Annotated in this window: 17 protein-coding genes, 1 other RNA gene and 1 pseudogene; 3 read left to right on the forward strand and 16 right to left on the reverse strand. The window is 67.2% G+C overall.

What is annotated here, in order from left to right:
- The first annotated feature begins 39 nt into the window (after positions 1-39).
- Both ACUTAG_RS23240 and ACUTAG_RS23245 read left to right on the forward strand, forming a co-directional pair.
- Positions 40-453 (forward strand): YidB family protein, encoded by a 414-nt coding sequence (locus ACUTAG_RS23240; RefSeq protein ID WP_006384432.1) that lies wholly within the window; start codon positions 40-42, stop codon positions 451-453.
- 61 nt (positions 454-514) lie between these two features.
- Entirely contained in the window at positions 515-1,462 is a 948-nt protein-coding gene (locus ACUTAG_RS23245) for a DUF4434 domain-containing protein (protein WP_446650361.1), read from the forward strand.
- Positions 1,463-1,474: 12 nt separating this feature from the next.
- On the opposite strand, the gene ACUTAG_RS23250 is transcribed toward ACUTAG_RS23245, so the two are convergent.
- From ACUTAG_RS23250 to wecB, 11 genes and pseudogenes are all read right to left on the reverse strand, one after another.
- Positions 1,475-2,605 (reverse strand): acyl-CoA dehydrogenase family protein, encoded by a 1,131-nt coding sequence (locus ACUTAG_RS23250; protein WP_026383733.1) that lies wholly within the window; start codon positions 2,603-2,605, stop codon positions 1,475-1,477.
- A gap of 9 nt (positions 2,606-2,614) precedes the next feature.
- Positions 2,615-3,295, reverse strand: coding sequence for an alginate O-acetyltransferase AlgF (locus tag ACUTAG_RS23255; RefSeq protein WP_020924607.1), 681 nt, complete (start codon positions 3,293-3,295; stop codon positions 2,615-2,617).
- Complete coding sequence (locus ACUTAG_RS23260) at positions 3,292-4,767, reverse strand: AMP-binding protein (RefSeq protein ID WP_026383731.1); 1,476 nt, start codon at positions 4,765-4,767, stop codon at positions 3,292-3,294. The genes ACUTAG_RS23255 and ACUTAG_RS23260 overlap by 4 nt, the downstream gene beginning before the upstream one ends.
- A gap of 21 nt (positions 4,768-4,788) precedes the next feature.
- Complete coding sequence (locus ACUTAG_RS23265) at positions 4,789-5,028, reverse strand: acyl carrier protein (protein WP_054445434.1); 240 nt, start codon at positions 5,026-5,028, stop codon at positions 4,789-4,791.
- Between the two features lie 25 nt (positions 5,029-5,053).
- Positions 5,054-6,634 carry an MBOAT family O-acyltransferase gene (locus ACUTAG_RS23270; protein WP_006384427.1) on the reverse strand — a complete coding sequence of 527 codons (1,581 nt, stop codon included), beginning with the start codon at positions 6,632-6,634 and terminating at the stop codon, positions 5,054-5,056.
- Positions 6,635-6,640: 6 nt separating this feature from the next.
- On the reverse strand, positions 6,641-7,741 hold the full coding sequence (locus ACUTAG_RS23275; RefSeq protein WP_058663999.1) for an alginate O-acetyltransferase AlgX-related protein: 1,101 nt from the start codon (positions 7,739-7,741) through the stop codon (positions 6,641-6,643).
- Between the two features lie 4 nt (positions 7,742-7,745).
- Positions 7,746-8,744: an alginate O-acetyltransferase AlgX-related protein gene (locus ACUTAG_RS23280; RefSeq protein WP_006384425.1), complete on the reverse strand. Its 999-nt coding sequence runs from the start codon at positions 8,742-8,744 to the stop codon at positions 7,746-7,748.
- A gap of 37 nt (positions 8,745-8,781) precedes the next feature.
- The gene (locus ACUTAG_RS23285; RefSeq protein WP_446650362.1) at positions 8,782-11,520 is read right to left on the reverse strand and encodes an NfrA family protein; all 2,739 of its coding nucleotides are present in this window, start codon (positions 11,518-11,520) and stop codon (positions 8,782-8,784) included.
- Positions 11,517-13,214 (reverse strand): annotated as a pseudogene (locus ACUTAG_RS23290) (glycosyl transferase family protein). Before ACUTAG_RS23290 ends, ACUTAG_RS23285 begins: the two are co-directional and overlap by 4 nt.
- Positions 13,215-13,232: 18 nt before the next feature.
- A complete protein-coding gene (locus ACUTAG_RS23295) occupies positions 13,233-15,443 on the reverse strand; it encodes a cellulose biosynthesis cyclic di-GMP-binding regulatory protein BcsB (RefSeq protein WP_049059061.1) in 2,211 nt (736 codons plus the stop codon).
- Positions 15,444-15,475: 32 nt separating this feature from the next.
- On the reverse strand, positions 15,476-16,636 hold the full coding sequence (wecB, locus tag ACUTAG_RS23300; RefSeq protein WP_035183499.1) for a non-hydrolyzing UDP-N-acetylglucosamine 2-epimerase: 1,161 nt from the start codon (positions 16,634-16,636) through the stop codon (positions 15,476-15,478).
- A gap of 488 nt (positions 16,637-17,124) precedes the next feature.
- On the opposite strand from wecB, the gene ACUTAG_RS23305 reads away from it, so the two are divergent.
- Entirely contained in the window at positions 17,125-18,018 is an 894-nt protein-coding gene (locus ACUTAG_RS23305; RefSeq protein WP_058664001.1) for a cation diffusion facilitator family transporter, read from the forward strand.
- 61 nt (positions 18,019-18,079) lie between these two features.
- Here ACUTAG_RS23305 and ssrA read toward each other — a convergent pair.
- The 5 genes from ssrA to ompA form a co-directional block, all read right to left on the reverse strand.
- Positions 18,080-18,468: a transfer-messenger RNA gene (gene ssrA / locus ACUTAG_RS23310) on the reverse strand.
- Between the two features lie 135 nt (positions 18,469-18,603).
- Positions 18,604-19,779, reverse strand: a complete 1,176-nt coding sequence (locus ACUTAG_RS23315) for an MFS transporter (protein ID WP_006388252.1) — start codon at positions 19,777-19,779, stop codon at positions 18,604-18,606.
- 380 nt (positions 19,780-20,159) lie between these two features.
- Positions 20,160-20,834: an HAD-IA family hydrolase gene (locus ACUTAG_RS23320; RefSeq protein WP_058664002.1), complete on the reverse strand. Its 675-nt coding sequence runs from the start codon at positions 20,832-20,834 to the stop codon at positions 20,160-20,162.
- Positions 20,831-21,559, reverse strand: coding sequence for a bifunctional 2-polyprenyl-6-hydroxyphenol methylase/3-demethylubiquinol 3-O-methyltransferase UbiG (gene ubiG, locus ACUTAG_RS23325; protein WP_006388254.1), 729 nt, complete (start codon positions 21,557-21,559; stop codon positions 20,831-20,833). Before ubiG ends, ACUTAG_RS23320 begins: the two co-directional genes overlap by 4 nt.
- 146 nt (positions 21,560-21,705) lie before the next feature.
- Positions 21,706-22,299 (reverse strand): outer membrane protein OmpA, encoded by a 594-nt coding sequence (gene ompA / locus ACUTAG_RS23330; RefSeq protein ID WP_006388255.1) that lies wholly within the window; start codon positions 22,297-22,299, stop codon positions 21,706-21,708.
- Positions 22,300-22,664: the final 365 nt, after the last annotated feature.

A 22,664-nucleotide genomic window follows, 5' to 3' on the forward strand; every position in this document is an offset into this window, starting at 1 on the left:
GGGCCTATACTGGATTTCCGATTTTCCTGGAGCACGGCGATGAGTCTATTGGATACCCTGGCCTCGATGGCTGGCGGCGGTCAGCAAGGGGGCTCGGCCTCGTTGCTGCCGGCCCTGATCGAACAACTGAACAAATACCCCGGGGGCCTGTCCGGCCTGATCGCCAGCTTCCAGCAGGGCGGCCTGGGTGAAATCGTCGCGTCATGGATCGGCAAGGGCCAGAACCTGCCGGTCAGCGCCGATCAGCTTGGCCGGGTGCTGGATCCCGGCGTGGTCAACGAACTGGCCGCCAAGACCGGGCAGGACACCGGCTCGGTGCTGGGCTCGCTGTCCGCGCTGCTGCCGCAACTGGTCGACAAGGCCACGCCCGAGGGCGCCGTCGAGCCGGGCCAGTCCTTCAATCCGACCGACCTGCTGGCTTCGCTGTCCGGCCTGTTCGGCAATCGCGGCTGATCCGGCAAGGGGCCTTTCCCTGACGCGCCCGCGGCTTCAATCGCTGGAGCGCCGCCGCCTGTTGCAGGCGGCGGCGCTGGGCGCGCTTGCGCCCCTGGCGGCCTGCGCGCCGCCGATCTCGCTGAACGCGACCTTTCTGCAACTGTGGCTCAGCCATCTCGAGCTGACGCGCGATGAATGGCGGCGCCGTATCGCCACCTACCGGCGGCTGGGTTGCCGCGAGATTTTCCTGCAATGGGTCGGCCTGGAAGGCGGCCGGCCGGATGACTGGATGGCGCCGCGGTCGATGCTGGATGCCATCTTCGACGAAGCCGACCGTAGCGGCCTGGGCGTGCATGTGGGCCTGCCCTACGATCAGCGCTGGTGGAACATGCTGGCCGCGCCCGACGACGCGGCGCTGGCGGCCTACCTTGACCACACCCGCGATCGCGGCGTTGCCTACATGCGCGCGGCCGCCTGGCCCGAGCGCCGCAATTTCCGCGGCTGGTACGTGCCCTACGAACTGGAGCAGTACAACTGGGCCCGGCCGGAGCGCCAGGCGCTGCTGGTGCCATGGCTGGACGCCTTCACCCGCGCCTCGCTGGCCAGCTGCCATCGCATCCCGTCGGTCTCGACCTACCATAGCCGGCTCGGCGGCACCGGGTCGTTGATGCAACTGTGGTCACGGGTGCTGGACGAAGTGCGCATCCATCCGATGATCCAGGACGGCGTGGGCGTGGCGGGCCTGGCCAACTACCAGGCGCTGGAGCCGCTGCACGACATGTTGCTCAATCGCCGCGCCGCGTTCGACCTGGTCATGGAGCTGTTCGAGGAATTGCCGTCGGGCAAGACGGACGGCACCACGTTCAAGGCGCGCTCGGCCGATTTCAACCGGGTCAGGCAGCAATGGGACGTGGCCCGCGGCTACGGCGCCAAGCGCATCGTGGCATTCACCCTCGACCCTTGGGTCATCGGCGACACGCCGGAGGCCCGCGCGTTGATGGACGCCTGGATGGCCGCGCGCGTCTGACGCCACGCGGCTTCAGGCGAAGCCGCGGCCGATGATTTCCCGCATGATTTCACTGGTGCCGCCGAACAGGCGCAGGGCGCGCGCGTCGGCCCAGGCGCGGCCGATGCCGTATTCGGCCATGTAGCCATAGCCGCCATAGAGCTGCAGCAGGTCATCCAGGATGGCGCCCTGCATTTCGGTGGCATTGAGCTTGGCGATCGCCGCCCGCGTGGCGTCGAGTTCGCCGGCCATGTGCTTTTCCAGGCAGTCGTCCAGGAACACCCGCAGCATGGTGGCCTGCGCGCGGGCGCTGGCCAGCTTGAAGCGCGAGTTCTGGTAGTCGATGACGCGGCGGCCGAAGACTTTGCGGTTGCGGGTGTACTCGGCGGCTTCGTCGATCATGCCTTCGAGCGAGGCGCCGGCGCGCAGCGCGATCGCCAGGCGCTCGCGCGCGAGTTCCTGGGTCAGGTATTCGAAGGCGTTGTTCTCGCGCCCCAGCAGGCAATCGACGGGCAGGCGCAGCCCGTCGAAATAGAGCTCGCAGGTGTCCTGGGAATGCTGGCCGATCTTGCTCAGCGGCGTGCCTTTGGTGAAGCCGGGCTGGTTTTCCTCGACGCAGAACAGCGACAGGCCGCGCGCGCCCAGGTCGGGATCGGTGCTGGCCAGCACGATCGCCAGCCCGGCATTGACGCCGTTGGTGATGAAGGTCTTCTGGCCGTCCAGGACGTAGTGGTCGCCGTCGCGGCGCGCGCGCGTGCGCACCGCCTTCAGGTCGCTGCCCGCGCCCGGTTCGGTCAGGGCGATCGCGCCTATGATGTCGCCGCGCGCCATGGCGGGCAGCCAGCGTTCCTTCTGCGCGGTGGTGCCGAAGGCGTCCAGATACGGCGCCACCATGTCGGAATGGATCGAGAAGCCGATGCCGAGGAAATTCGCGCGCGCCAGTTCCTCGATCACGACGGCGGCATGGCCGAAATCGCCGCCGGCCCCGTAGGGTTCGGGCAGGGCGCAGTTGAGCAGGCCTTCCGCGCCGGCGCGGCGCCACAGCGAGCGCGGCACGATGCCGGCCTTTTCCCATTCGGCGTAGTGCGGCGCGATCTCCTGGGCGACGAAGCGCCGGACCTGGTCGCGAAAGAGTTCGTGGTCGTCCCGGAATACGCGGCGCATGCGGCCTCCTTACTTGCCGTAGGGGTCCGTGGCGCTGGCCTGGCCGTGCAGGGTGGGCGCGGTGGCGCTGCCGGTCAGGAACAGGCTGTAGTGATCGCCGGGCTGCAGGGCCGGCAGGGCCAGCGAGGGCGAGAGCACGGTGCCGCAGCCCGCCGCCAGCGTGGCGCTGACGGGGTTGATGGCGCGCGCCATCGAGGCGCCCGGCTGGACGTCCTGGAACAGCGTGGGGCCGGTCGGGCTCACCTCGAGCTTGGCGCCAGGACAATCGGCCGCCAGGTTGTAGAAGCGCAGCTCGGCCTTGAGCGCGTCCTGGGCGCCATTGCTGTCGTCGATGGCCGTGTAGCTGACATTGACGCCGTCGCGCCGCACCACCAGCGTGGTGAAGGTGTCGGGCTTGACCTGCAGGCTGGCCGCCGGCTTGCCGTCGATCAGCAGGTTGAACGGCTGGTTGCCCTTGACGATGGCGTAGGTGCTGGCGGGCTGGGTCGGGCTGATTTCCTGCGATGGACCGTTGGCGATCTGCACGCGCACGGGGCCCGTTTCGGGATTGACGACCCGCACGAACGATGAGCCGGCCGGCGGACGGGCGGCATACAGCTGGGCGAGCACGCCTTCGGCCTGCGTGGCGGCGCTGGCGCAGGCCAGCGCCAGCGTCAATGCCAGGATGGGGAAATGGGTGCGACGGATCATGCTTGCGGCTCCGGTTTCTTGCTGAGGCGGGCGTCGAGATACATGCGCTCGAGCTGCTTGCGGTCGGCCTTGTCGGTGCTGGTCGTCGGGAAGCGGTGGCAGGCCACCAGTTCGGACGGGATCATGTAGGGGGGCAGCTTGCGGCCCAACAGGGCTTTCCAGTCCGCCAGCGCGGCGGGCAGCGGCTGCAGGCCCGCGGCGCCGGGCTCGGCCGGTTCGACGAATCCTATGAGACGGATGATAGCGCCATCGGGCCGCCGCAGCGCGACGGTGGCGCCCGCGCGCGCGCCGGGCAGGGCGGCGATGGCGGCATCGATCTCGGCCAGTTCGATGCGGTAGCCGTGCAACTTGATCTGGTCGTCGATGCGGCCGCGGAACGTCACCAGGCCGCGCGCATCGATCTCGCCCAGGTCGCCGCTGCGATAGCCGCGCTTGCCATTGCGCGTGAACATGCGCGAGGCGTTCAGGTCCGGGCGATTGAGGTAACCGCGCATGACGTGGTCGCCGGCAATGCTGATTTCGCCGTTCTCGATGAAGACCTCGGCATACGGCTTGGCGCGGCCGATGGGAAAGGGGTTGGGCGCTTCGGCACGCAGGGCGGGGTCGATCTCGACCCAGGTAGTGGAGCAGGTGGCCTCGGTGGGACCGTACGAGTTGATGATGCGAACGTCCGGAAAACGCTGCCACAGTTCCTCGGCCAGCGTCGGCGTGAGCGACTCGGCGCCGAATACGAAGGCGCGCAGCCGCGGCAGGTGGGCGTGGTCGAAATCCGGGTTGAACAGCTGCTGGCGCACGAACGACGGCGTCGAGGCCCAGACGTTGATGCCGGTGTCGGCCAGGTATTGCACGAAGCGGTCGCGCTGCGCGATCGTCTCGCGCGGGCACAGCACGCAGGCGCCGCCCAGTTCCAGCGCGCCGACCCAGTTGAACAGCGAGAAGTCGAAGCTGAACAGCATCTGGTCCATGAACGCGGGCGCCGGGCCGAGGTTCAGGCAGTCGCGGATCCAGCCTGCGAAGAGGGTGACGCTTTCGCGGCCGATCTGCACACCCTTGGGGTCGCCGGTGCTGCCCGAGGTGAACATGATGTAGGCCAGTCCGGCCTCGGCCAGCGGCGCGGGGCTGGCGCAACCGGCAGCGAAGGTGTTGGCCTGGGCGTCGTAGCGCAGGCCGGCGCGCACCAGTTCGCCGATGCGGGCGATGCGTTCGGGCGGGTTGATGACGTCGACCGGCACGAAGGGCACCCGCAGCCGCAGGCACCCCAGGATCGCCACCAGGAAGGCGGCTTCCTTGTGGCCGGAGATCACCAGCGGCACGCCGGCGGTGACCCCGGCGCGCAGCGCGTCCTGTTCCCAGGCCTGCGTGGCGGCGCGCAGCGCTGCCCAGGTCAACGCGCCCTGCGCGTCGACCACCGCGATGGCGTCGTCAGCGATGGCGGTATCGGCGAAATCGTAGGCGTTGAAATCGAAACGCATGATGCTGCCCCCAGGAAGACGTCAGGCGCGCGCGTGCTCCGCGATGAAGGTCGCCAGCGTGTGCACCGACTCCAGGTGCACGTCGATCTCGGTCGGCGGGATCTTGCAGCCGAACTGGCGTTCCACCGCCAACGCCACGTCCACGGCGGCCAGCGAATCCACCAGCCCGGATTCGATCAGCAGGGTATCGGGATCGACCTTGGTGAGGATGATGCCTTCGATCAGGTCGGCCACCTTGGCTTCGATATCGTTGATGTCCATAGCGTACTCCGCGACCGCGCCGCGGTCAGAATTGGAAATAGAGGAACCGGGTTTCCTTGTGCAGGTTGACCAGGCAGAAGAACAGCAGGGCCAGCATCGCGGCCAGCCAGGGCAGGTTGGGACGCCAGCGCATCCAGGGCGAAGGCGCTTCCTGCGGCTTGAACAGCGCCGGCGAGTAGCGGCCCAGGATCTGGTGCGCATTGGGCGCGAACCAGGCGATGCCCAGCAGCACCACAGCATAGATCAACTGCAGGTGGTGGCCGACCAGCACGCGCCAGGCATCGCCCCAGGCCAGGCCGCTGACGTGGGTGGCGAGGTCCAGCGTTTCCATGCCGCGCAGGCCGATCATGCCCTGCATCAGCAGCATGGCGTCGCCGACCCCGTGGGCGCGGAAGAACGCTTGCGCCACCAGCACCGCGACAAAGGTCAGCAGCACGCAGGCGGCTCGCTTGACCACGTTCAGGTTGCGCGCGGCGGCGGGCTTGCGGCCCACCACGAAGATGCGCCAGGCGTGGTTCACCGACAGGTACATGGCGTGCAGCAGGCCGAATACCAGGAACTGGAAGCCGGCGCCGTGCCAGACGCCGGCCAGCGCCATCGTGAACAGCGTCGGCGTGACGATGCTGGCCAGGAAGCCGCCCGCCGTGGCCACGCCCTGTGCCCCGACCGGCAGATTGCGATCGGTGCGCCATTTCGAAATGGCCATGGCCACCGGGTAGTAGAGATAGGCGGTCAGGTAGCGTGTGAGTGTCATGTGCCAACGCGCCCAGAATTCGATGATGCTGCCCGCCTTGTAGGGCGAGTTGAAGTTCAGCGGGAAGCGGATGCCGAACATCTTGGCCAGGCCTAGCGCCATGTCCGAATAGCCGGAGAAGTCGAAATACAACTGCAATGCATAGCACAGGCTGGCGCCCCACGAGCCCCAGAACTGCAGTTCGCCAGGCGCGGCGAAACCGGCATCGGCGTAAGGCGCGATGCCATCGGCCAGCAGCACTTTCTTGGCCAGGCCGATCACGAACAGCATGCCGCCCACCGACAGGTTCTCGGCCTTGAAGCGGTAATTCTCGGGCTGCGCGAACTGCGGCATCATCTCCTTGTGATGCAGGATCGGGCCGGCGATCAGATGCGGGAAGAAGGTCACGAACAGCACGTAGCTGAGCAGGCTGCGTTCCTTGACCACGCCCGCGCGGCAATCCAGCAGGTAGCCGATCTGGGTGAAGGTGAAGAACGAAATGCCCAGCGGCAGGATGATCGCGTCCATGGTCGAACTGGTCATGCCCAGGTCGGTCAGGAAATTGAGCAGCGTCGCGAAGTATTTGTAGTGGAACAGCAGCGCCAGGTCGGCGCCCACGCCCAGTCCCACGATCAGCCCCTGCAACCGGGGCCGTGCCGCGGTGTGCAGGATCAGCAGGCTGACCAGGAAGTTGAAGGCGATCGAACCCGCCAGCAGCACCACGAACTGCGGGTTCCACCAACCGTAGAAGACGAACGAGGTAAGGCACAGCCACAATGCCGCCAACCGCAGATTGAAGCGGCCCGCGCCGTAGTACACGGCCAGCGTGATGGGCAGGAAGATCAGCAGGAACAGGTAGGAGTTGAATAGCATCTTCGGTCAGGGCAGTCGGGCCAGCACGGATTTCTCGTCGTCGGTCAGCGGCAGCGACAGCGCCATTTCCGAAAACTCCCATATCACCAGCTTCAGGCTCTTGGGCCATTGCTCGCGCTGCTTGAGGGCCACCAGCAAGGCCCCGGAGAACTGCCCGCCATCCAGGCTCAGGTTCCAGACCTCGCGCCCCAGTCCCATGCCCAGCCGCTCGGCGAAATTGCTGCGGCGGCCGTTGGAGCTGCCGGCCAGCAACACCTCCACCGGTGGGGTGTCATCGAGCAGCCCGCCGCCGCGCACCGGTTCGATCTTCTGCGGCGCCGCCAGGTCCAGCTCGGGACGCCAGCCAGGTCGTGCCTGTTCCAGCCCTGCCAGCACGATCAGGTCGCCCATGCGCGGCTGCGGCGCACCCGCGGGATCTTCCTTGAAGGCCTGGGTGCCGGAGCCGCCCAGCAGCGGCAGGGCGGCCTGCGCCACGCGCGCGGCCGCGGCCTGCGCGCCGGTGGCGTTCATGTGCACGTCGGTGCGGAAGTAGCGCGGCGCTTCGGCCTGTGCCAGGGCGTCGCGCAGATCGACGAACGGCACGCCCTGCGCATGCAGGGCGGCATTCCAGTCGTCCAGCGTGCGCCGCATCGGCAGCGAGACGGTCTGGCCGCACAGGTGATCGGCCTCGATGCGCGACTTGTCGGGCACCGCCACCACCAGCAGCCGCACCTGCCGCTGGCGCAGTTGTTCGACCCAGTGGCGCATCAGGCGCAGGCGCTCATCGAAGACATGCACCCCGGGTTGCGGCCGCAGGCCGTCACGGTAGAACAGCCATTGCGGGCAGCCCATGGCCACCTGCTCGCCCAGGTCGCCGAGCAGGCGGTAGCGGATCGCGGCATTCCAGGTGTTGACCGCGCCCTGCGCCGGCAGCCGCAGCGACTGGTTCAGCACGGTCCCCGCGGTGCCGTTCATCCAGGCCGTGGGCGCGACGTCGGCGGCCCCCAGCCTGGCTTGCGCCAGGCACCAGGCGCCCCAGCCCAGGCCGAGCGCCAGCAGCACGCCGATCACGATCGCGTTGCGCCGATGGCCTGTCTCGGGCGGCGCCGCCTTGTCGGGTTGCGCCACGGCGCTATTGCCCCACCGCCGCCTTCATGCGGCCGCGCCAGGCGTCGGCGGTCATGATGGAGGCGTTGTCCCACAGCCCCTTGGCATCGGGGCCCTGCGCATAGGTGGGCTCGAACATCTGCCACACCAGCACCTGCGGCCTGTTCTGCTTGAAGGCGGGCGACTCCAGGTATTCCAGCAGCATGATCCAGTGGCCGACGTTGCCGGGCTTCCAGTTCACGGAAACGGGGCGATCCAGCAGATTGGACAGCTTCTGCGGAAAGCCGAAGTAGGGTTGCACCATGCTGTGGCCGGTCACGTGCACCGGGGCGGGCGCGTCATCGATCAGGCTCTGGTTGTCGGCCTGGCGGCGCACGGTGAAGGTCTCGCGCCCCGCCTGCTTGCGCTGTTCGGGCGTCAGGAACAGTTCGGCCAGATCGCCATAGCGGCGTTCGTTGACCACGCTGCCCAGCGCCATGCCGGTGCCCGGCTTGCCGGCCAGCGTCTTCACGTCCTGCCTGATGCGCTGGGCCAGGGCCTCGGCGGTGGCGTCGGCGGCGGCCTGGGTCCAGTGCTGGTCCGTGCGATAAAACACATCCTGGCCGCCATCCTTCAGGCGGCGCAGCACGGCCTCGTCGTCGATGGTGGAGATGCCGGCGGCCTTGAGCTTGTCCTGTATGGTCTGGTAGCGCTTCCTGACATCGGCGCTCAGCGTCGTGCCGTCCGGCAGCTTGTCCTGGTAGAACAGCGTTTTGTCTGGCAGTACCAGCACTTCCAGCTGGACGCCCCTGGCGGCGAGCGCGTCGCGGGTTTCGCGCACCAGCTGGGTGGCGGCGTCGATGCCACGCGTATCCACCTGGGTCAGGCTGCCCCAGCCCGGGAACAGCCAGTTGTCCTTGCCCTGGATGACGATGGACGAGGCTCGCTGCGCCTGGGCGCCCGCGGCGGCCAGCGCCAGCAGCAAGCCGCACAGGGCCGACGCCAGGCGCGGGCGGCGGGGCAGGGGACGGATGGCGGTAGTCATGTTTGCGGATTCCTTCATGGATACGGATCGGCGGGGCTCAGTAGGACAGGGTCAGGTTGATGAACAGGCCCTTGGCCCGGTCGGCCTGGCCGCCGCCGATGTTGAAACGGTATTGGGTGGTCAGGTCCAGGTAGGACCGTGGCGCGTTGTAGTGATCCTCGCGGAACCAGTAGCGCAGGTTGAAGCCGGGGCCCGCGCCCAGCGACCAGCTCGATCCGTTGCCTTGCAGCGGATGGGTGCTGCTGTCGCCCAGCTGGACACCGGTCACCTTGTTGTTGGTCCACAGCCAGTCGGCGCCGATCACCCCATAGGGAAAGAACACCAGCTTTTCGCTGATGGCGTCCAGGCGATAACTGCGCCCGATCCGTAATTCCCCCGCGCCGAACGCCTGGTCGCGCTTGAGCTTGCCGCGGACGCTGTCCGAGTCATTGCCGGTGGCGTTGTCGCGCACCCAGAACCGGGCCGGCATGTCCTGCCAGGAATACCCGGCCTGCACATAGCCTTCCATCGTGAACCAGTCGGGCCGGTCGATGCGCAACGTCGTGCCTTCGTACAGGCCGTAGGTGACGTAGGCGAGCCAGCCCCCGCTGCCCGCGTCCGCCTTGTAGTGGGCGGTCTGGTTGGCGCTGTTCAGGCCGCAGAACGTATCGGTCGAGCGCGGAGTGAGGATGCCGGTGCGCGTTGCCGTTCCGAGGTTGAACTGGCGCTCCAGGCCGAAGGTCAGCCCCACCTCGGTGGATGGCGTGAAGCGCATGCCGAGTGAGCCGACGGTGGTGGGGATGCCGGCGATGCCGTCGTTGCTCTGGCCTGCGACATCGATCACCCCTTCGCCGCAACGGTTCCTGACGGTCTGGCTCTTGGTGCGGCTGCCGTTGTCGTACAGCGTATTGGACAGCCGTCCATACAGTTCGAACGTGCGTGTCGATGAATTGAGGAAGTCGGACGGCCGCCAGAAAATCTCGGCGGTGCTGAATACCGCATCGCCCGGCACCGTGATCGCCGCGCCCCCCAGCCCGGAAGACGCCGGCCGCGCGCCGCGATAACCGGCGGAAACGTAGCCGCCCCATTCGCGCGACAGGCCGGCGATGCCGCTGCGCGTGTCGTAGCGCTGTTGCGGTGTCAGTTCCAGTTTGCCGGCATCGGCCTCGTCGATGGCCTGTTTCAGTTTCTCCACGGCGCCGCGTTTGTCGCCGACGCCCGACAACGCATAGCCCTCGTCCAGGATCACGGTCGGCGGCGCCTTGCCGGTGGCGCGGGCCGCCTGGAAGTCCTCCAGCGCCAGGCGGGGTTTGCCCATGCGCTGGTGCAGGTAGCCGCGCTGCATCAGCAGGGCGGGGTCGTCGGGCTGCGCGGCCAGCGCTTCGCCCATGCGTTTCTCGGCCTCGGCCAATTGCGCCGCGTTGCCCGCGGCCAGCGTGGTGGTCAGCAGGCGCTGCAATTCCTTGTTGGCGGGATCCTGCTCGGCGGCCTTGCGCGCCTGCGCAATGGCTTCCTGGTAGTCCTCGCGCGCATAGGCGGCGTAGGCCAGCGCCGCGGGGCCGCCGCTGCCGGCGGCGTCCGACGGCAGCAGTTCGCAGGACGTGCCGTAAGGCGTATCGCGGCAATCCTGCAGCGGCGCCGGGTAGTTGGCCAGCGTCAGCGTGGCCGGCACGGTGGGCGCCGAGCGCGCCCGCTTGATACGGGCTGCGGCGGCTTCGTCCTTGGCCCCGAGCGGCTCCAGCAGCGCCAGCGCGCGCTTGGTCTCGCCGCCAGCGAGCGCGGCGTCGGCCGCGATCAGGCGCACATTGCGGCGCTGGTCGTCGTCCAGCCAGTCCTGCTTGAGCGCGGCATCGAAATCGGCATTGGCCTCGTCGGTCTTGCCCTGGCGCTGGCGCAGGTAGGCGCGCATCACCAGCGCCACCGTGTTCTCGTCATCCTGCCCGAGCGCGTCGGTGGCGGCGTCCTCGGCCGCGCCCAGCTGGTTGTCCAGCATCAGCGCGGTCATCAACAGCAGGCGGTGGCTGGCGGTATCCGGGGCCAGCGCCACGGCCTCGCGCGCCAGCGGCACCGCGTCGCCGGGTCGGTTTGCGATCAGCGCCTGGTAGCCCTGTTCGGCGGGCTTGATGGCCAGGCGGCGTTGCATCGTGGCGCGGCGCGCGGTCAGGTCGTTCTTGTTGGGGGCGCCGAGCGCGATGGCCTTGTCGGCGGCGGCCTGCGCCTCGGCGTACTTGCCCTGGGCTTCCAGCGCATCCAGCCACAACATGGCCCACGGCCCCTGCTTGGGGTCGATGCGGAAGGCCTGCTCGGCGCCGCGCTGCGCGGCAACGTAGTCGCCGCGGTTGTAGTCGGCGTAGGCGCGCGTGGCTATCGGGAAGCCGCGACGATAGGCGGCGGTGGTGCCGGGCGCGCCGCCGCCCGCGGCGGCGGCCGGCGCGGTGCGCGGTCGCAGATTGGCGCGCGCCTGGCGCAAGGCGGGGGTATCGAGGCCGCTCTTGATGGCGTCGGCGGCGGCCTTGTCCGCCTCCCGCAGCTTGCCCTGCTTCTGCAGCGCGTAGACCAGGAGCAGGCGCAGCCGCTCCACGTCCGGGCGCAGTGCGATGGCCGATTCGGCCTGCTGCTGGGCCCGCGCGTAGTTGCCCGCGTCGTAGCTCTTGTAGCCCTCGTCGGCGAACTGATAGGCGGCGCCTTCCAGCGGCGCCTCGGCGGCGCGTGGCGCCGACTGCGCGGCGGCGGGCCCGGCGTGGCCGGCGCAGGCCAGCGCGGCGGACAGCAGGAAGGAACGGGTCAATGGCTTCATGGAGTCGCGGGTTTGTTTTCGCCGTGCGTCGGCGCGATATCGGCCTGGCCGCCTTGCTGGAAGTGGATCGCCTCTCTGAGCGTGCCTTCGTCCAGCCAGCCTTGTTCCATCAGGATTTCGCCCAGCGGCCGCTTGTCGCGCGACTGGATCTCCAGCGCCCGCGCCAGCTTGTCCTCGTCGATCGCCTGCCAGGACAGCAGCAGCTCGCCCAGGCGCTGGCGCTGTTGCGCCAGCTGGTCGGTGGACGGGAAATCGTGCATGGTCTTGTCCCAGGCAAGCCGCTTGCCCGTGATCAAGTGGCCGATGAACAGTTTCCAGGCGCGCGCCGCGGCCATGGCATTGATGAAGTTGCCGACGATCATGCGCGGGATCGACAGGATCGCGTGTTCCCAGCCATACATGCGACCGACGAAATAGGCGCGCTGCACCACCCGCAGCAGCAAGGCCACCGCGTTGATCTACATCAGCGTCACCAGCCAGCCGCCCGGGCGGAAGTATGACGGGTAATACACGGTCCACCAGCCGAACAGGTCGGCCAGGTAGAACAGGAAGAAGTTGGCCAGCAGCAGGTATGCCAGGATCGCGATGAACGAGGTCATCAGGCCCTTGCGGTCGCGGAACAGCAGGTATTTGGTCGCCAGCGAACCGGTCCAGCCGACCTGCTGCCAGCCCTGCAGCCCGATGCCCAGCGTCCAGCGCGCCTTCTGCCGGTAGGCGGTGCGGAAGGTGTTGGGAAAATACTCCCGCACCCCAAGCGGCATGTGGATGCTCGACACCTTCTCCTTGCCCAGTCCGAACCAGGCGCGGCGCCGCGTCACGTACTCGACGCCGAACTTGCCGAAGATCTGCCGCATGCCGCGCTGCGCCAGCCGCGCGCCGATGTCGTAGTCCTCGGTCAGCGTGTCGGTGTTGAAGGGCTGGTTGTCGGTCTCGGCGGCCAGTTCGACCAGTGCGCGCCGCGAGAAGCAGGTGCCCACGCCGGCCGAAGGCACCATCTTCGACAGGCTCTCGCGCACCACCAGGTCCTTGGTGTGCCATTCCGCGAACTCGTCCATGTAGGTGCCGGCCACCAGCTCGTACCAGTGGCGTTCCAGCGACGTCACCGGCAGCTGGATGAAGTCGATGCGCGGCAGCAGGTAGTTGTAGTACTTCAGTTCCAGCGGGTGCAGCACGTCCTCGCTGTCGTGCAGGATGACGCCGGCGAACGGCACGGGCTGGCGGGCGTCCTGCGCGAAGATGGCCTGCACGATCCAGTTCAGGCAGTCGGCCTTGCAGGTCGGGCCATCGTGCGGCACCTCCACCCTTATCAGCTGGCGATAGCGCCGCCGCATGCGCTCGACTTCCTTTATGGTGCGTTCGTCGTTCTGGTAGGTGCCGGCGAAGATCATGTAGTTCTTGTATTCGAGCGTCGACACCATCGTCTCGAGCATCGAGGCGATGACGTCGTACTCGAGCCAGGCGGGCACCATGATCGCCAGCGGCTGTTCTTCCTTGGCGCGCAATTGCGCTGCCGTCAACGGCGTGTAGCGGCGCTTGACCGTCAAGGCGCGCCGCAGCTCGCGCACCCAGTACCAGCCGTCGATGAACAGGTCATCCAGGCTCGAAAGCAGGATGATCACGCCAACGACGGCGGTCACGATCTCAAGGCCGCGGTAGTAGTCGGCGATGAGATAGGGCCAGTAGAGCGAAGACATGGGCGGGCCGATCCGGGTTTATCGGGTTTCCTTGTTCTTCCTGCGGCTGACGCGCATCGCGACAATCAGGATAAGCAGCAGCACCAGCAGGCCGACGCTGATGGCGGGCACGCTCCACGAGATGTAGCGGCGCCATTCGAAGAAAGCGCTTTCCCCGGCGCCCGGCGGATGGCTGGCGTCGGGGTTGGCGCTGTCGATCCAGGCCACCGGGCCGGCGGCGCCAATCAGCGCGACGTTGCCGCGGTTCAGCACGAACGGCGCGTCCAGCATGCCGGCCCGCTGCCCCAGGGTGTGCCACAACACGCCGTCCTGGCCCGCGGCGCTGACCACTTCGGCCGAGCTCAGCTGTTCCAGGCCCGATATGTCCAGCCAGGTCGTGTCCTTGCCGTCCACGCGCAGTTGCTTGCGATCGGTGACCGTCACCATCGGCTTGGCGCCTTCCACCGGCACTTCCATCGCCAGGAAGGGGCGCGTCGGCTTGAAGGCCTGGCCGCCGGCGGCCACGGACAGTTCGGCGCGGGTCGTCGAAATGCCGCTGGCCGAAGCGATGCCGATCAGGCGCTTGAGGTTGTCGGGCGCGCTTGCCAGATAGCTGTCGGGCACGACGACCTGTGGCGTGCCGGCAAGCAGCGGCAGCAGGCCGACGAAGGTGCCGTCCGGTTCGGCCTTTTCCGGCTTGACGTAGCTGGTCGGCAGCACGTTCACCGGATACCCTTGCGGGATCTCGTTGCAGTCCACCGACACCGGCTGGCGCTGGAACGTGACGCGCACGGCGTTGGTGACCCCCAGCACGTAGCCGGGCACCCGGGCGGTCAGACGCTCGGGGCGACCGTCGGCATCCAGCTGTTTGGCGGCCAGCAGGATGCCGTTCCAGAAGACGGAGGCCACCGGGCGCGTCGACGAGGCGCCGGGCGCGGCCGAGACGTCCATGACCAATTCGCCGGGCATGCGGCCGTCCGCCGACACAGCGGCCAGCGGGAACGTCGTGGTCCAGTCGCCGCTGGCGACCACGTTGAAGCTGTTGGGCGACCCGCCCAGCGCCGTCAGGCGCAGGCCGCCGTCCTTGAAGGTTTCCGGCGGCATCGCGGCCTTGACCTGCACCTGGCGCGTCACCAGGATGCGTCGCCAGGCCGTGTCGAACGCGCCCGCGCCCTGCGCGCCGGCATCGGCGGCCAATGCGATCACGGCTTGGCGGCCCATCGCGGCCAGGCGGATTTCCTTGGACTGCATGTCGGCGTTGGCCAGCGGCACGCGCCGCTCGCGCCAGGACTTGAAGGCCGCCGCGGCGTCGGCATCGTTGGCCAGCTGCGATTGCAACGCGTCCAGCGCTTCGTTCAACTTGCCGCGCAGCGTGGCATCGGCGATCACCACGTCACCGGCGACGGCGGGCGCGCCCATCACCAGCAAAGCGCCGATCTCGGCGGCATTGGCGATCTTGTGCTTGCCGTTGTCCGCCAGCGCGGCGAAGGCCGGCACCTGCGCCAGCCCGGCCGGCGCCTGCAGGCCGCGCGTGTCGATCTCGTCGCCCACCGAGGGGAAGGCGCGCACCGCGACGCGCTTGCCGGCGCGTTCCAGCGCCACGCCGACACGCCAGGCGCTGTCGAAGGCCTGCTGGTCCAGCTTGGCGCCGGCCACGATCAGGGTCGGCTTGCCGGGCAGCGTGCCCCAGGCATCATCCAGGTTGCCGATGGCCGAGGCATCGTAGCGGTAGGTCAGGCGCGTCTGCGGCGAGATGGTCAGCGCGTTGGCGGTGGCGCGGTTGCTTTCGCAGTGGCGCAGCGCGATTTCGGATTGCCAGTCCACGCCCACCCGCAGGAAGCCGGTCTCGCGGCGGCGCGGGTCCACCGTGTAGCCGTGCGCGATGCTGCCGTCGCCGTCGGCGATGCGTTGCGCATTGAGCGGCACGCCGTCGGCCCACAGCACCAGGCTGGTACGGCCCGGCTCGCCCTTGGTGTATTTGGCATCGAAGTTCAGCGTGGCGTCGGCGATCGGCACGCCGCGCGGCACCGGCACGTAGAACTCATGGCGCGCGTCGCTGTTGCTCAGGACCACCGGCTCGCTGATGCCCAGATCGGCCAGCGTGGTGTTGCGCGTCACCCAATCGTCGCCCTGCAACTGGCGCAGTGCGTCGCCGGCCGGGCTGGCCAGCGTCCCCAGCGGCAGCAACAGGCCGGCGGCCATCAGCGCGCGGCGAAGCGTCAGGGCGGAAAAGGAAGAGGGTTTTGGCATGGGAACTCCGGGCGGATATGCAGGGCAGGGCGTCAGGCCGCGGTGCCGGCGGCCGGTCCATGAGGATCGAATTCCGAAACCGGCCGGCCGCATAGCGCGTCGACGATGCGCCCGCTGGCCTTGCCGTCTCCGTAGGGATTGATGCGGCGCGAAAACGAGGCATGCAGGGCGGGGTCGTCCAGCAGCCGGTTGACCTCGGTCAGGATGCGCTGCGTGTCGGTGCCTACCAGCGCCACCGTGCCCGCCTGCACGGCCTCGGGGCGTTCGGTCACATCGCGCATCACCAGCACGGGTTTGCCCAGGTAGGGGGCTTCTTCCTGCACGCCCCCCGAGTCGGTCAGGATCAAATAGGCGCGTTGCATGAACCAGACGAAGTCCAGGTAATCCAATGGGTCGATCAGGTGTACGCGTTCCAGTCCCGCCAGGTCCTTCATCACGACGTTGCGCACTTGCGGATTCAAATGCACGGGATAGACGATCTGCAGATCCTCGCGCCTGGCCAGTTCCGCCAGCGCGGCGCAGATGTTCTTGAAGCCGCCGCCGAAACTCTCGCGCCGGTGGCCGGTGACCAGCATCAGGCGGCGCCGCGCATCGAGCCAGTGGTAGCGGGCCTCGAGTCCGCGCGCCAGCGGCCCGTCCGGCGCCAGCTTGGCGCAGGTCAGCGCCAGCGCGTCGATCACGGTATTGCCGGTCACCGTGATGCGCCCGGCTAGGTTTTCGCGCAACAGATTGGCGCGCGACTCGGCGGTCGGGGCGAACAGCGCGTCGCCGATCGCATCGACCACGCGGCGGTTCATTTCCTCGGGGAAGGGCATGGCCAGGTTGCCGGTGCGCAAGCCCGCTTCGACATGGCCGATGCGTATCCGGCGATGGAATGCGGCCAGCGCGCAAGCCGACGCGGTGCTGGTGTCTCCATGCACCAGCACGTAGTCCGGTTGTTCTTTTTCCAATACCCCGTCCACTTGGCTGATCAACCGCGCATACAGACCGTTCAAGGTCTGGTTGGGCACCATGATGTCCAGGTCATGCCGGGCGCGCAGATCGAACAGTGCGAGCACCTGGTCCAGCATCTGGCGATGCTGTCCGGTCACGCAGACCACGCTGTCGATCCGGGATTCTTCCTGCAACGCGGCGACCAGCGGAGCCATCTTGATGGCTTCAGGACGCGTTCCGAATATGGAAAGTATCTTCATCGCAATCAAGCGGCCGGAGCCGGTGGCATTTTCTTGCGTTTATTATGTCTTGAAAGTATTCGTAATATGTGTCGGAGTATTTCCCGGACTTCCGTTCAGCTGACAGTGATTTATCGAAGCGCCCCGGGGGAAGATGAAAGCGGCCCACTCTCTCGACCCGTAAAATGGGGTCACATCATCTTTCAATATGCTGTCTATGACATATCGCCCCATGTCCCTGCGAGTTTCCTTTGGTTACGAACACGACAGGTCGTGTGCATCTACGTGATTCCTTGAAGGCGAAGTCGAAAATGCCTTGACCCCGTAGCGGCTTCACGCTTTTACATACATCCGGCGCGCCCTCATCTCCTGGCCGGCGCGGCAGCAACCCGGAGCGCCTGTCATATGAAGCCATCGAAACCACGATCCGCCGGCGGTCAGCGCCGCACTCGCGGCGCGCATGTCCGCGCCATGCCGGCCACGCCGGCAGCGCGGCGCCGAGGCCGCGCATGAGCGGCAATCACGAACACGGTGACGTGCGCGCGTTGCCCGAATCGCGTCTCTGGATCGCCTTCGCGCTGACCGGCACGTTCATGGTGATCGAGATCGTCGGAGGCCTCTGGACCGGCAGCCTGGCGCTCATCTCCGATGCCATGCACATGATGACGGACGCCATCGCGCTGCTGCTGGCGCTGATCGCTATCCGCGCTGGCCGCAAGGCCGCCGATCTGATGCGCACCTACGGCTATGCCCGCTTCGAGATCCTGGCTGCCGCGATCAATGCATTGGTGCTGCTGGGCGTGGCCTTCTACATCCTGTACGAAGCCTGGCGCCGTCTGGAGGCGCCGCCAGATATCCAGTCCGCCGGCATGCTGGCCGTGGCCATCGCGGGGTTGGCGATCAACCTGGTGTCGATGCGGCTGCTGGCCGGTTCCAAGGACGACAGTCTGAACGTGAAGGGCGCCTACCTCGAAGTCTGGGCCGACATGCTGGGCTCGGTCGCCGTCATCGCCGGGGCCGCGATCATCTGGTTGACGGGCTGGCGCTGGGTGGATTCGGCGCTGGCCGTGGCCATCGGCTTCATGGTCTTTCCCCGTACCTGGGTGCTGCTGCGCGAATGCATCAACCTGCTGCTCGAAGGCGTGCCGCCCGGCATGAGCCTGAGCGCGGTGCGCGACGCCATCGCCGGCACCGACGGCGTCGCCAGCGTGCATGACATTCACCTGTGGGCGATCACGCAGAAGCAGCCGCTCCTGACCGGCCACGTGGTGTTGGCGGCGGGCGCCGACGGCGAAACCGTCCGCCTGGAGATCGAGCGACGCTTGCAGGAAGACTTCGACCTGCACCACACGACGCTGCAGGTCGAACGTTCGGATCGTTCCGAGCAGGAACACATCCATTGAGTGACGCGAAAAAAAATGGCCGACCCGTGAAGGTCGGCCATTTGGCGCTATGGCGGAAATTTGGTGGAGCCGGGGGGAATTGAACCCCCGTCCGCAAGCCCTCCGCAACCAGTTCTACATGCGTAGTCGATCTATTTGGTTTTAACCCTGGACTTAGCCAACCGACAGGCCGGACCAGAGCGATTCACGTAATTTAAATTTGAACCGTGTGACCCCAGTTCAAACCGATTCCTTGTGAATGTCGCTGCTGCGGTTCGAGGGTTGCCCCCCTGGGAAGTTGCCTTCCTCCGCCTGACCCAAGGACAGATCAGTGCAGCGGCTCACCGCTTAAGCGGCGAGAGCGAAACGCTCGTCGTTGGCGTTTGTAGTGTTCCAGTGGTTTAACGAGCGTACTGGTGCTCGGCATGCCCTGAGTTGTTTCGCGACCCACGTCGAATCCGGATCGGCCCCAAGAACTTCTATTGTACTGGTAAACGCGATAGTCCGCTGCCTTTCCGCGCCCGCCCGCCCGAGCGTGGCGCGGATGCCTCAACGCCGTCCCGCACGGGAGGGCGCATGGGTGGAGCAGGTGGCTGGCGCCACGCTTCAAGCGTTGGCGCAGGCCGCCTTGGAGGCAGGCCGCGCGCGCGAGGCCGCCATCAGCGCGAAGGCCAGGGCCACCGACAGGGCCACGATGACCGCCGCCGCCCAGCCCAGCGATGCCAGGCCGTACTGGTCGATCACGTGGCCGCCCACCACCGCGCCCAGGCCGATGCCGATGTTGGCGCCGGAGATGTTGAGCGAGGCGGCAAAGGCGGGCGCCTCGGGGGCCGACTTCATCAGCCGCACATGGCAGACGATGAAGAGCGCCGCCTGGGCGATGCCCCAGACCGTCAAGGCCACGGCCAGCAGGCCATGCGACTGCATCACCGGGCCCACGAATGCCAGGCCCGCCGCCATCAGCGACGAAAACAGCGCGGTGGCGCCCAGCGGGCTGCGGTCGACCATGCGGCCGCCCAGCGTGTTGCCGACCAGGCCAACGGCGCCGAATGCCATCATGGTCCAGCCGACGATCTGGCCGTTGAAACCGGCCAACCGCTCCAGCATGTCCGCCAGGTAGGTGTAGGCGGTGAACATGCCGGTGAACACCAGCAGCGACAGCAGCACGTGGCCGACCACGATCGGGTTGCGCAGGATGCGCAGCTGCGTCACCAGCTTGACGCTCTCGGCGCGGATGCGGGTGCTGGGGAAGGCCAGCAGCAGCAACAGCGCCTTGGCGAATGCCACCGCCGAGAGCACGCCGAAGGCCGCGCGCCAACCAAACGCATCGGAAATCAGCACGCCGATGGGAATGCCGAACACGGTCGCGGCGACGATGCCGAACGCCACCATCGAGATGGCGCGTCCGGCGCGGGCCGGCCCGACAAGTTCCACCGCCGTGGCGCTGGCCAGCGACCAGAACACCGGCAACGCCAGGGCGGGAACGAAGCGGGCCACCGCCATGACCCAGATGTTCGGCGCCGCCGCCGCCAGGGCGTTGGACAGGCCGAACAACACCAGCACGCTGATGAACAGGCGCTTGCGTTCGATATTGGCCATCAGCGCGGTCAGCAGCGGACCGGTGGCGGCCACCGTGAAGGCGAACAGCGACACCAGCAGCCCGGCCTGCGATACCGTCACGTCGAGGTCGCGGGCCAGGCTGGGCAGCAGGCCGACAATCAGGAATTCGGTGGTCAGAATGGTGAAACCGGCGGCAGAAAGTAGCAGGATGGGCAAAAGCATAGGCAATTCCAGGTGCGCGCGACGCCGTGAGGCAACGCGCGGTGGGCGGATGAATGGTCTAACAGGTCTAGGTTGCGCGCCGGGGAGACGTCGGCGCGCGGGCGCATGAGGGCGGCAAACCGTCGATGCGTAACGAGAAATGCCGTGCGAGCGTTGCCACGCGGCATCCGGCATTGGCCGGGAAAGGCAATCGGGAGGCACCCGGATTGCCTTGCATGAAACGTACTTTAATTCACCGGCGGGTAGGGATAAACCCTTTTGCACCGGATAAATTGTTCGGTCAGGTCAACTAATCCGACCGAACCCTTGTCATCCGGACCGCGCGTCGCCGTGACGGGCGGCGATGCGGGTCGCGGGGGATCGGCGCGGATGCCGGTACATCAACGCAGATCGCGCGGCAGCAGCGGCTCGATCGCGGACCACAGCTCGGCCGGCGTGTTGGCGCAGGTTTCCGCTTCCCAGCTGATGATGTTGTCGTCTTCGCCGACGTAGCCGTAAGCTGCCGCCACCGCCGGCATGCCGGCCGCGTGCGCGGCCTGGATGTCACGCAGGTCGTCGCCGACGTAGACGCAGCGGTCGATGGCGAAGCCGGCCTCGCGCGCGGCGTGCTGCAGGGGCAGCGGGTGCGGCTTGGCGTGGGCGGTGGTGTCGCCGCAGACGAGCACGGCGCTGTCGCGGGTCAGGTTCAGGTGCTCGACGATCGGCAGCGTCAGGTAGGTGACCTTGTTGGTCACGATGCCCCACGACAGGCCGCGCTGGCGGATGTCGGCCAGCAGCGCCTCGATGCCGGGGAACAGCTTGCTGTGGACGGTGGAACTGGCGGCGTAGTCTTCCAGGAACTGCAGGCGGGTCGGTTCGTACTCGTCGTCGCCCGGCTTCAGGCCGAGCGCCACGCGCAGCAGGCCGCGCGCGCCCTGCGAGGCGACCGGACGCAGCGTTTCGTAGGGCAGCGGCTCCAGGCCGCGGCGGGTACGCTGCTGGTTGGCGGCGGCGGCCAGGTCAGGGGCGGTGTCGGCCAGCGTGCCGTCGAAGTCAAACAGGATCAAGGCGCTCATTTGCGGGTAGCCATCAGGTAGTTGACCGAGGTGTCGGACGTCAGCGAATAGATTTGCGTGATCGGGTTGTATTCCATGCCGCGCATGCCCACCGGTTCCAGGCCGGCGCCGCGGGCGGCGGCGGCCAGTTCGCTCGGCTTGATGAACATGTCGTAGGTGTGGGTGCCGCGCGGCAGCAGGCGCAGCACGTATTCGGCGCCGATGATGGCGAACAGGAACGACTTGGGGTTGCGGTTCAGGGTCGAGAAGAACACCCAGCCGCCCGGCTTGGTCAGCGCCGCGCAGGCGCGCACGATGGAGGCGGGATCCGGCACGTGTTCCAGCATCTCCATGCAGGTGACCACGTCGTACTGGCCGGGCTGCTCGGCCGCCAGCTGTTCCACCGGCACCTTGCGGTACTCGACTTTCACGCCCGATTCCAGCCCGTGCAACTTGGCGATCTTGAGCGACTTGTCGGCCAGGTCGATGCCGGTGACCTGCGCGCCGCTGCGCGCCATGGCCTCCGACAGGATGCCGCCGCCGCAGCCGACGTCCAGTACCTTCTTGCCGGCCAGGCTGCCCACACTTTCCTGGATCCATTCCAGGCGCAGCGGATTGATGGCATGCAGGGGCTTGAACTCGCTTTCAGGGTCCCACCAGCGGCTGGCCAGCGCGCCGAACTTGTCCAGTTCGGCCTGGTCGGCGTTGACGGTGGCTTGGGCGGTATCGGAGGTGTGGGTGCTCATGGGCGGTCCAGCGTAAGGCGGCACTCTATATATAGAGCGGGACGGCGGCGCCGGTGGGCGCCGGGGTGATTGCACCGCATTGGTGCAAGCCAGGCGAAAAAAAGGGCCTCGCTATGCGAGGCCCTTTATTGTAGCTAGTCCGGCAATTACTTGCGGCTACCCACGATTTCGATTTCAACGCGACGGTTCTGGGCGCGGCCTTCCTTCGTCTTGTTGGAAGCGATCGGGTTCTTTTCACCCTTGCCTTCCGTGTAGATACGGTTCGGATCGATGCCCTTGCTGACCAGGTAGGCCTTGACCGAAGCGGCACGACGCTCGGACAGCTTCTGGTTGTAGGCGTCCGTACCGATCGAGTCGGTGTGGCCAACGGCGATGATCGTTTCCAGCTCGATACCGCGAGCTTGCTGGGCGACTTGGTCCAGCAGCTGACGGCCTTCGGGCTTCAGCGTCGACTTGTCGAAGTCGAAGAACGTGTCAGCGTTGAACACGACCTTGGCCGCCATCGGGGCCGGCTTCGCCTTTTGTTGAGCAACCGGAACGCCGTCGCAGCCGGGGATGCCGGTGGCCGGGGTCCAGAACGCATCGCGCCAGCACAGTTCGTTCGTACCGTTCTTCCAAACGTTACCGAACGGATTGCGCCAGTTGTCCACCGTCTGGGGATAGGTCTGGGCCGAGGCTACACCCGAGGCCGTGACGGCGGCGAAGGCGAGCGCCAGAGCGAATTTGGAGGGTTTGTTCATGTTTCTCCTCGTTGAGCTTGAAGCTGGATAAGTGACTCGCAGCGAACCCCCGCCGCATATCAGGAAAACGGGGCCAGTATAGCAACGCCAAGAGCTGGTTCAAAGGAATAGCTACTGGGTTTCCTGCGTGCTGGAAACAATCTTAAGGCATTTGGGGGGCTTTGGCTTCCCTGGACAGCCGCATTGGTGCTGGATATGACGTTTTCCGCGCTCCATCCGTTTGCCATGTTGGTTTTTGACAACAGGCTCGCGGGACCTTGGCGAACGCGTCGGTGCCGCTTGCCGCCGACATCCGGTTGCGGGGCCGCGCCGATGGCCGCTCGGGGCCCTTGGGGCCGCGATCCCAATCGAATGATAGAATTTCC

Source organism: Achromobacter sp. CSND-B12 (assembly GCF_052906545.1).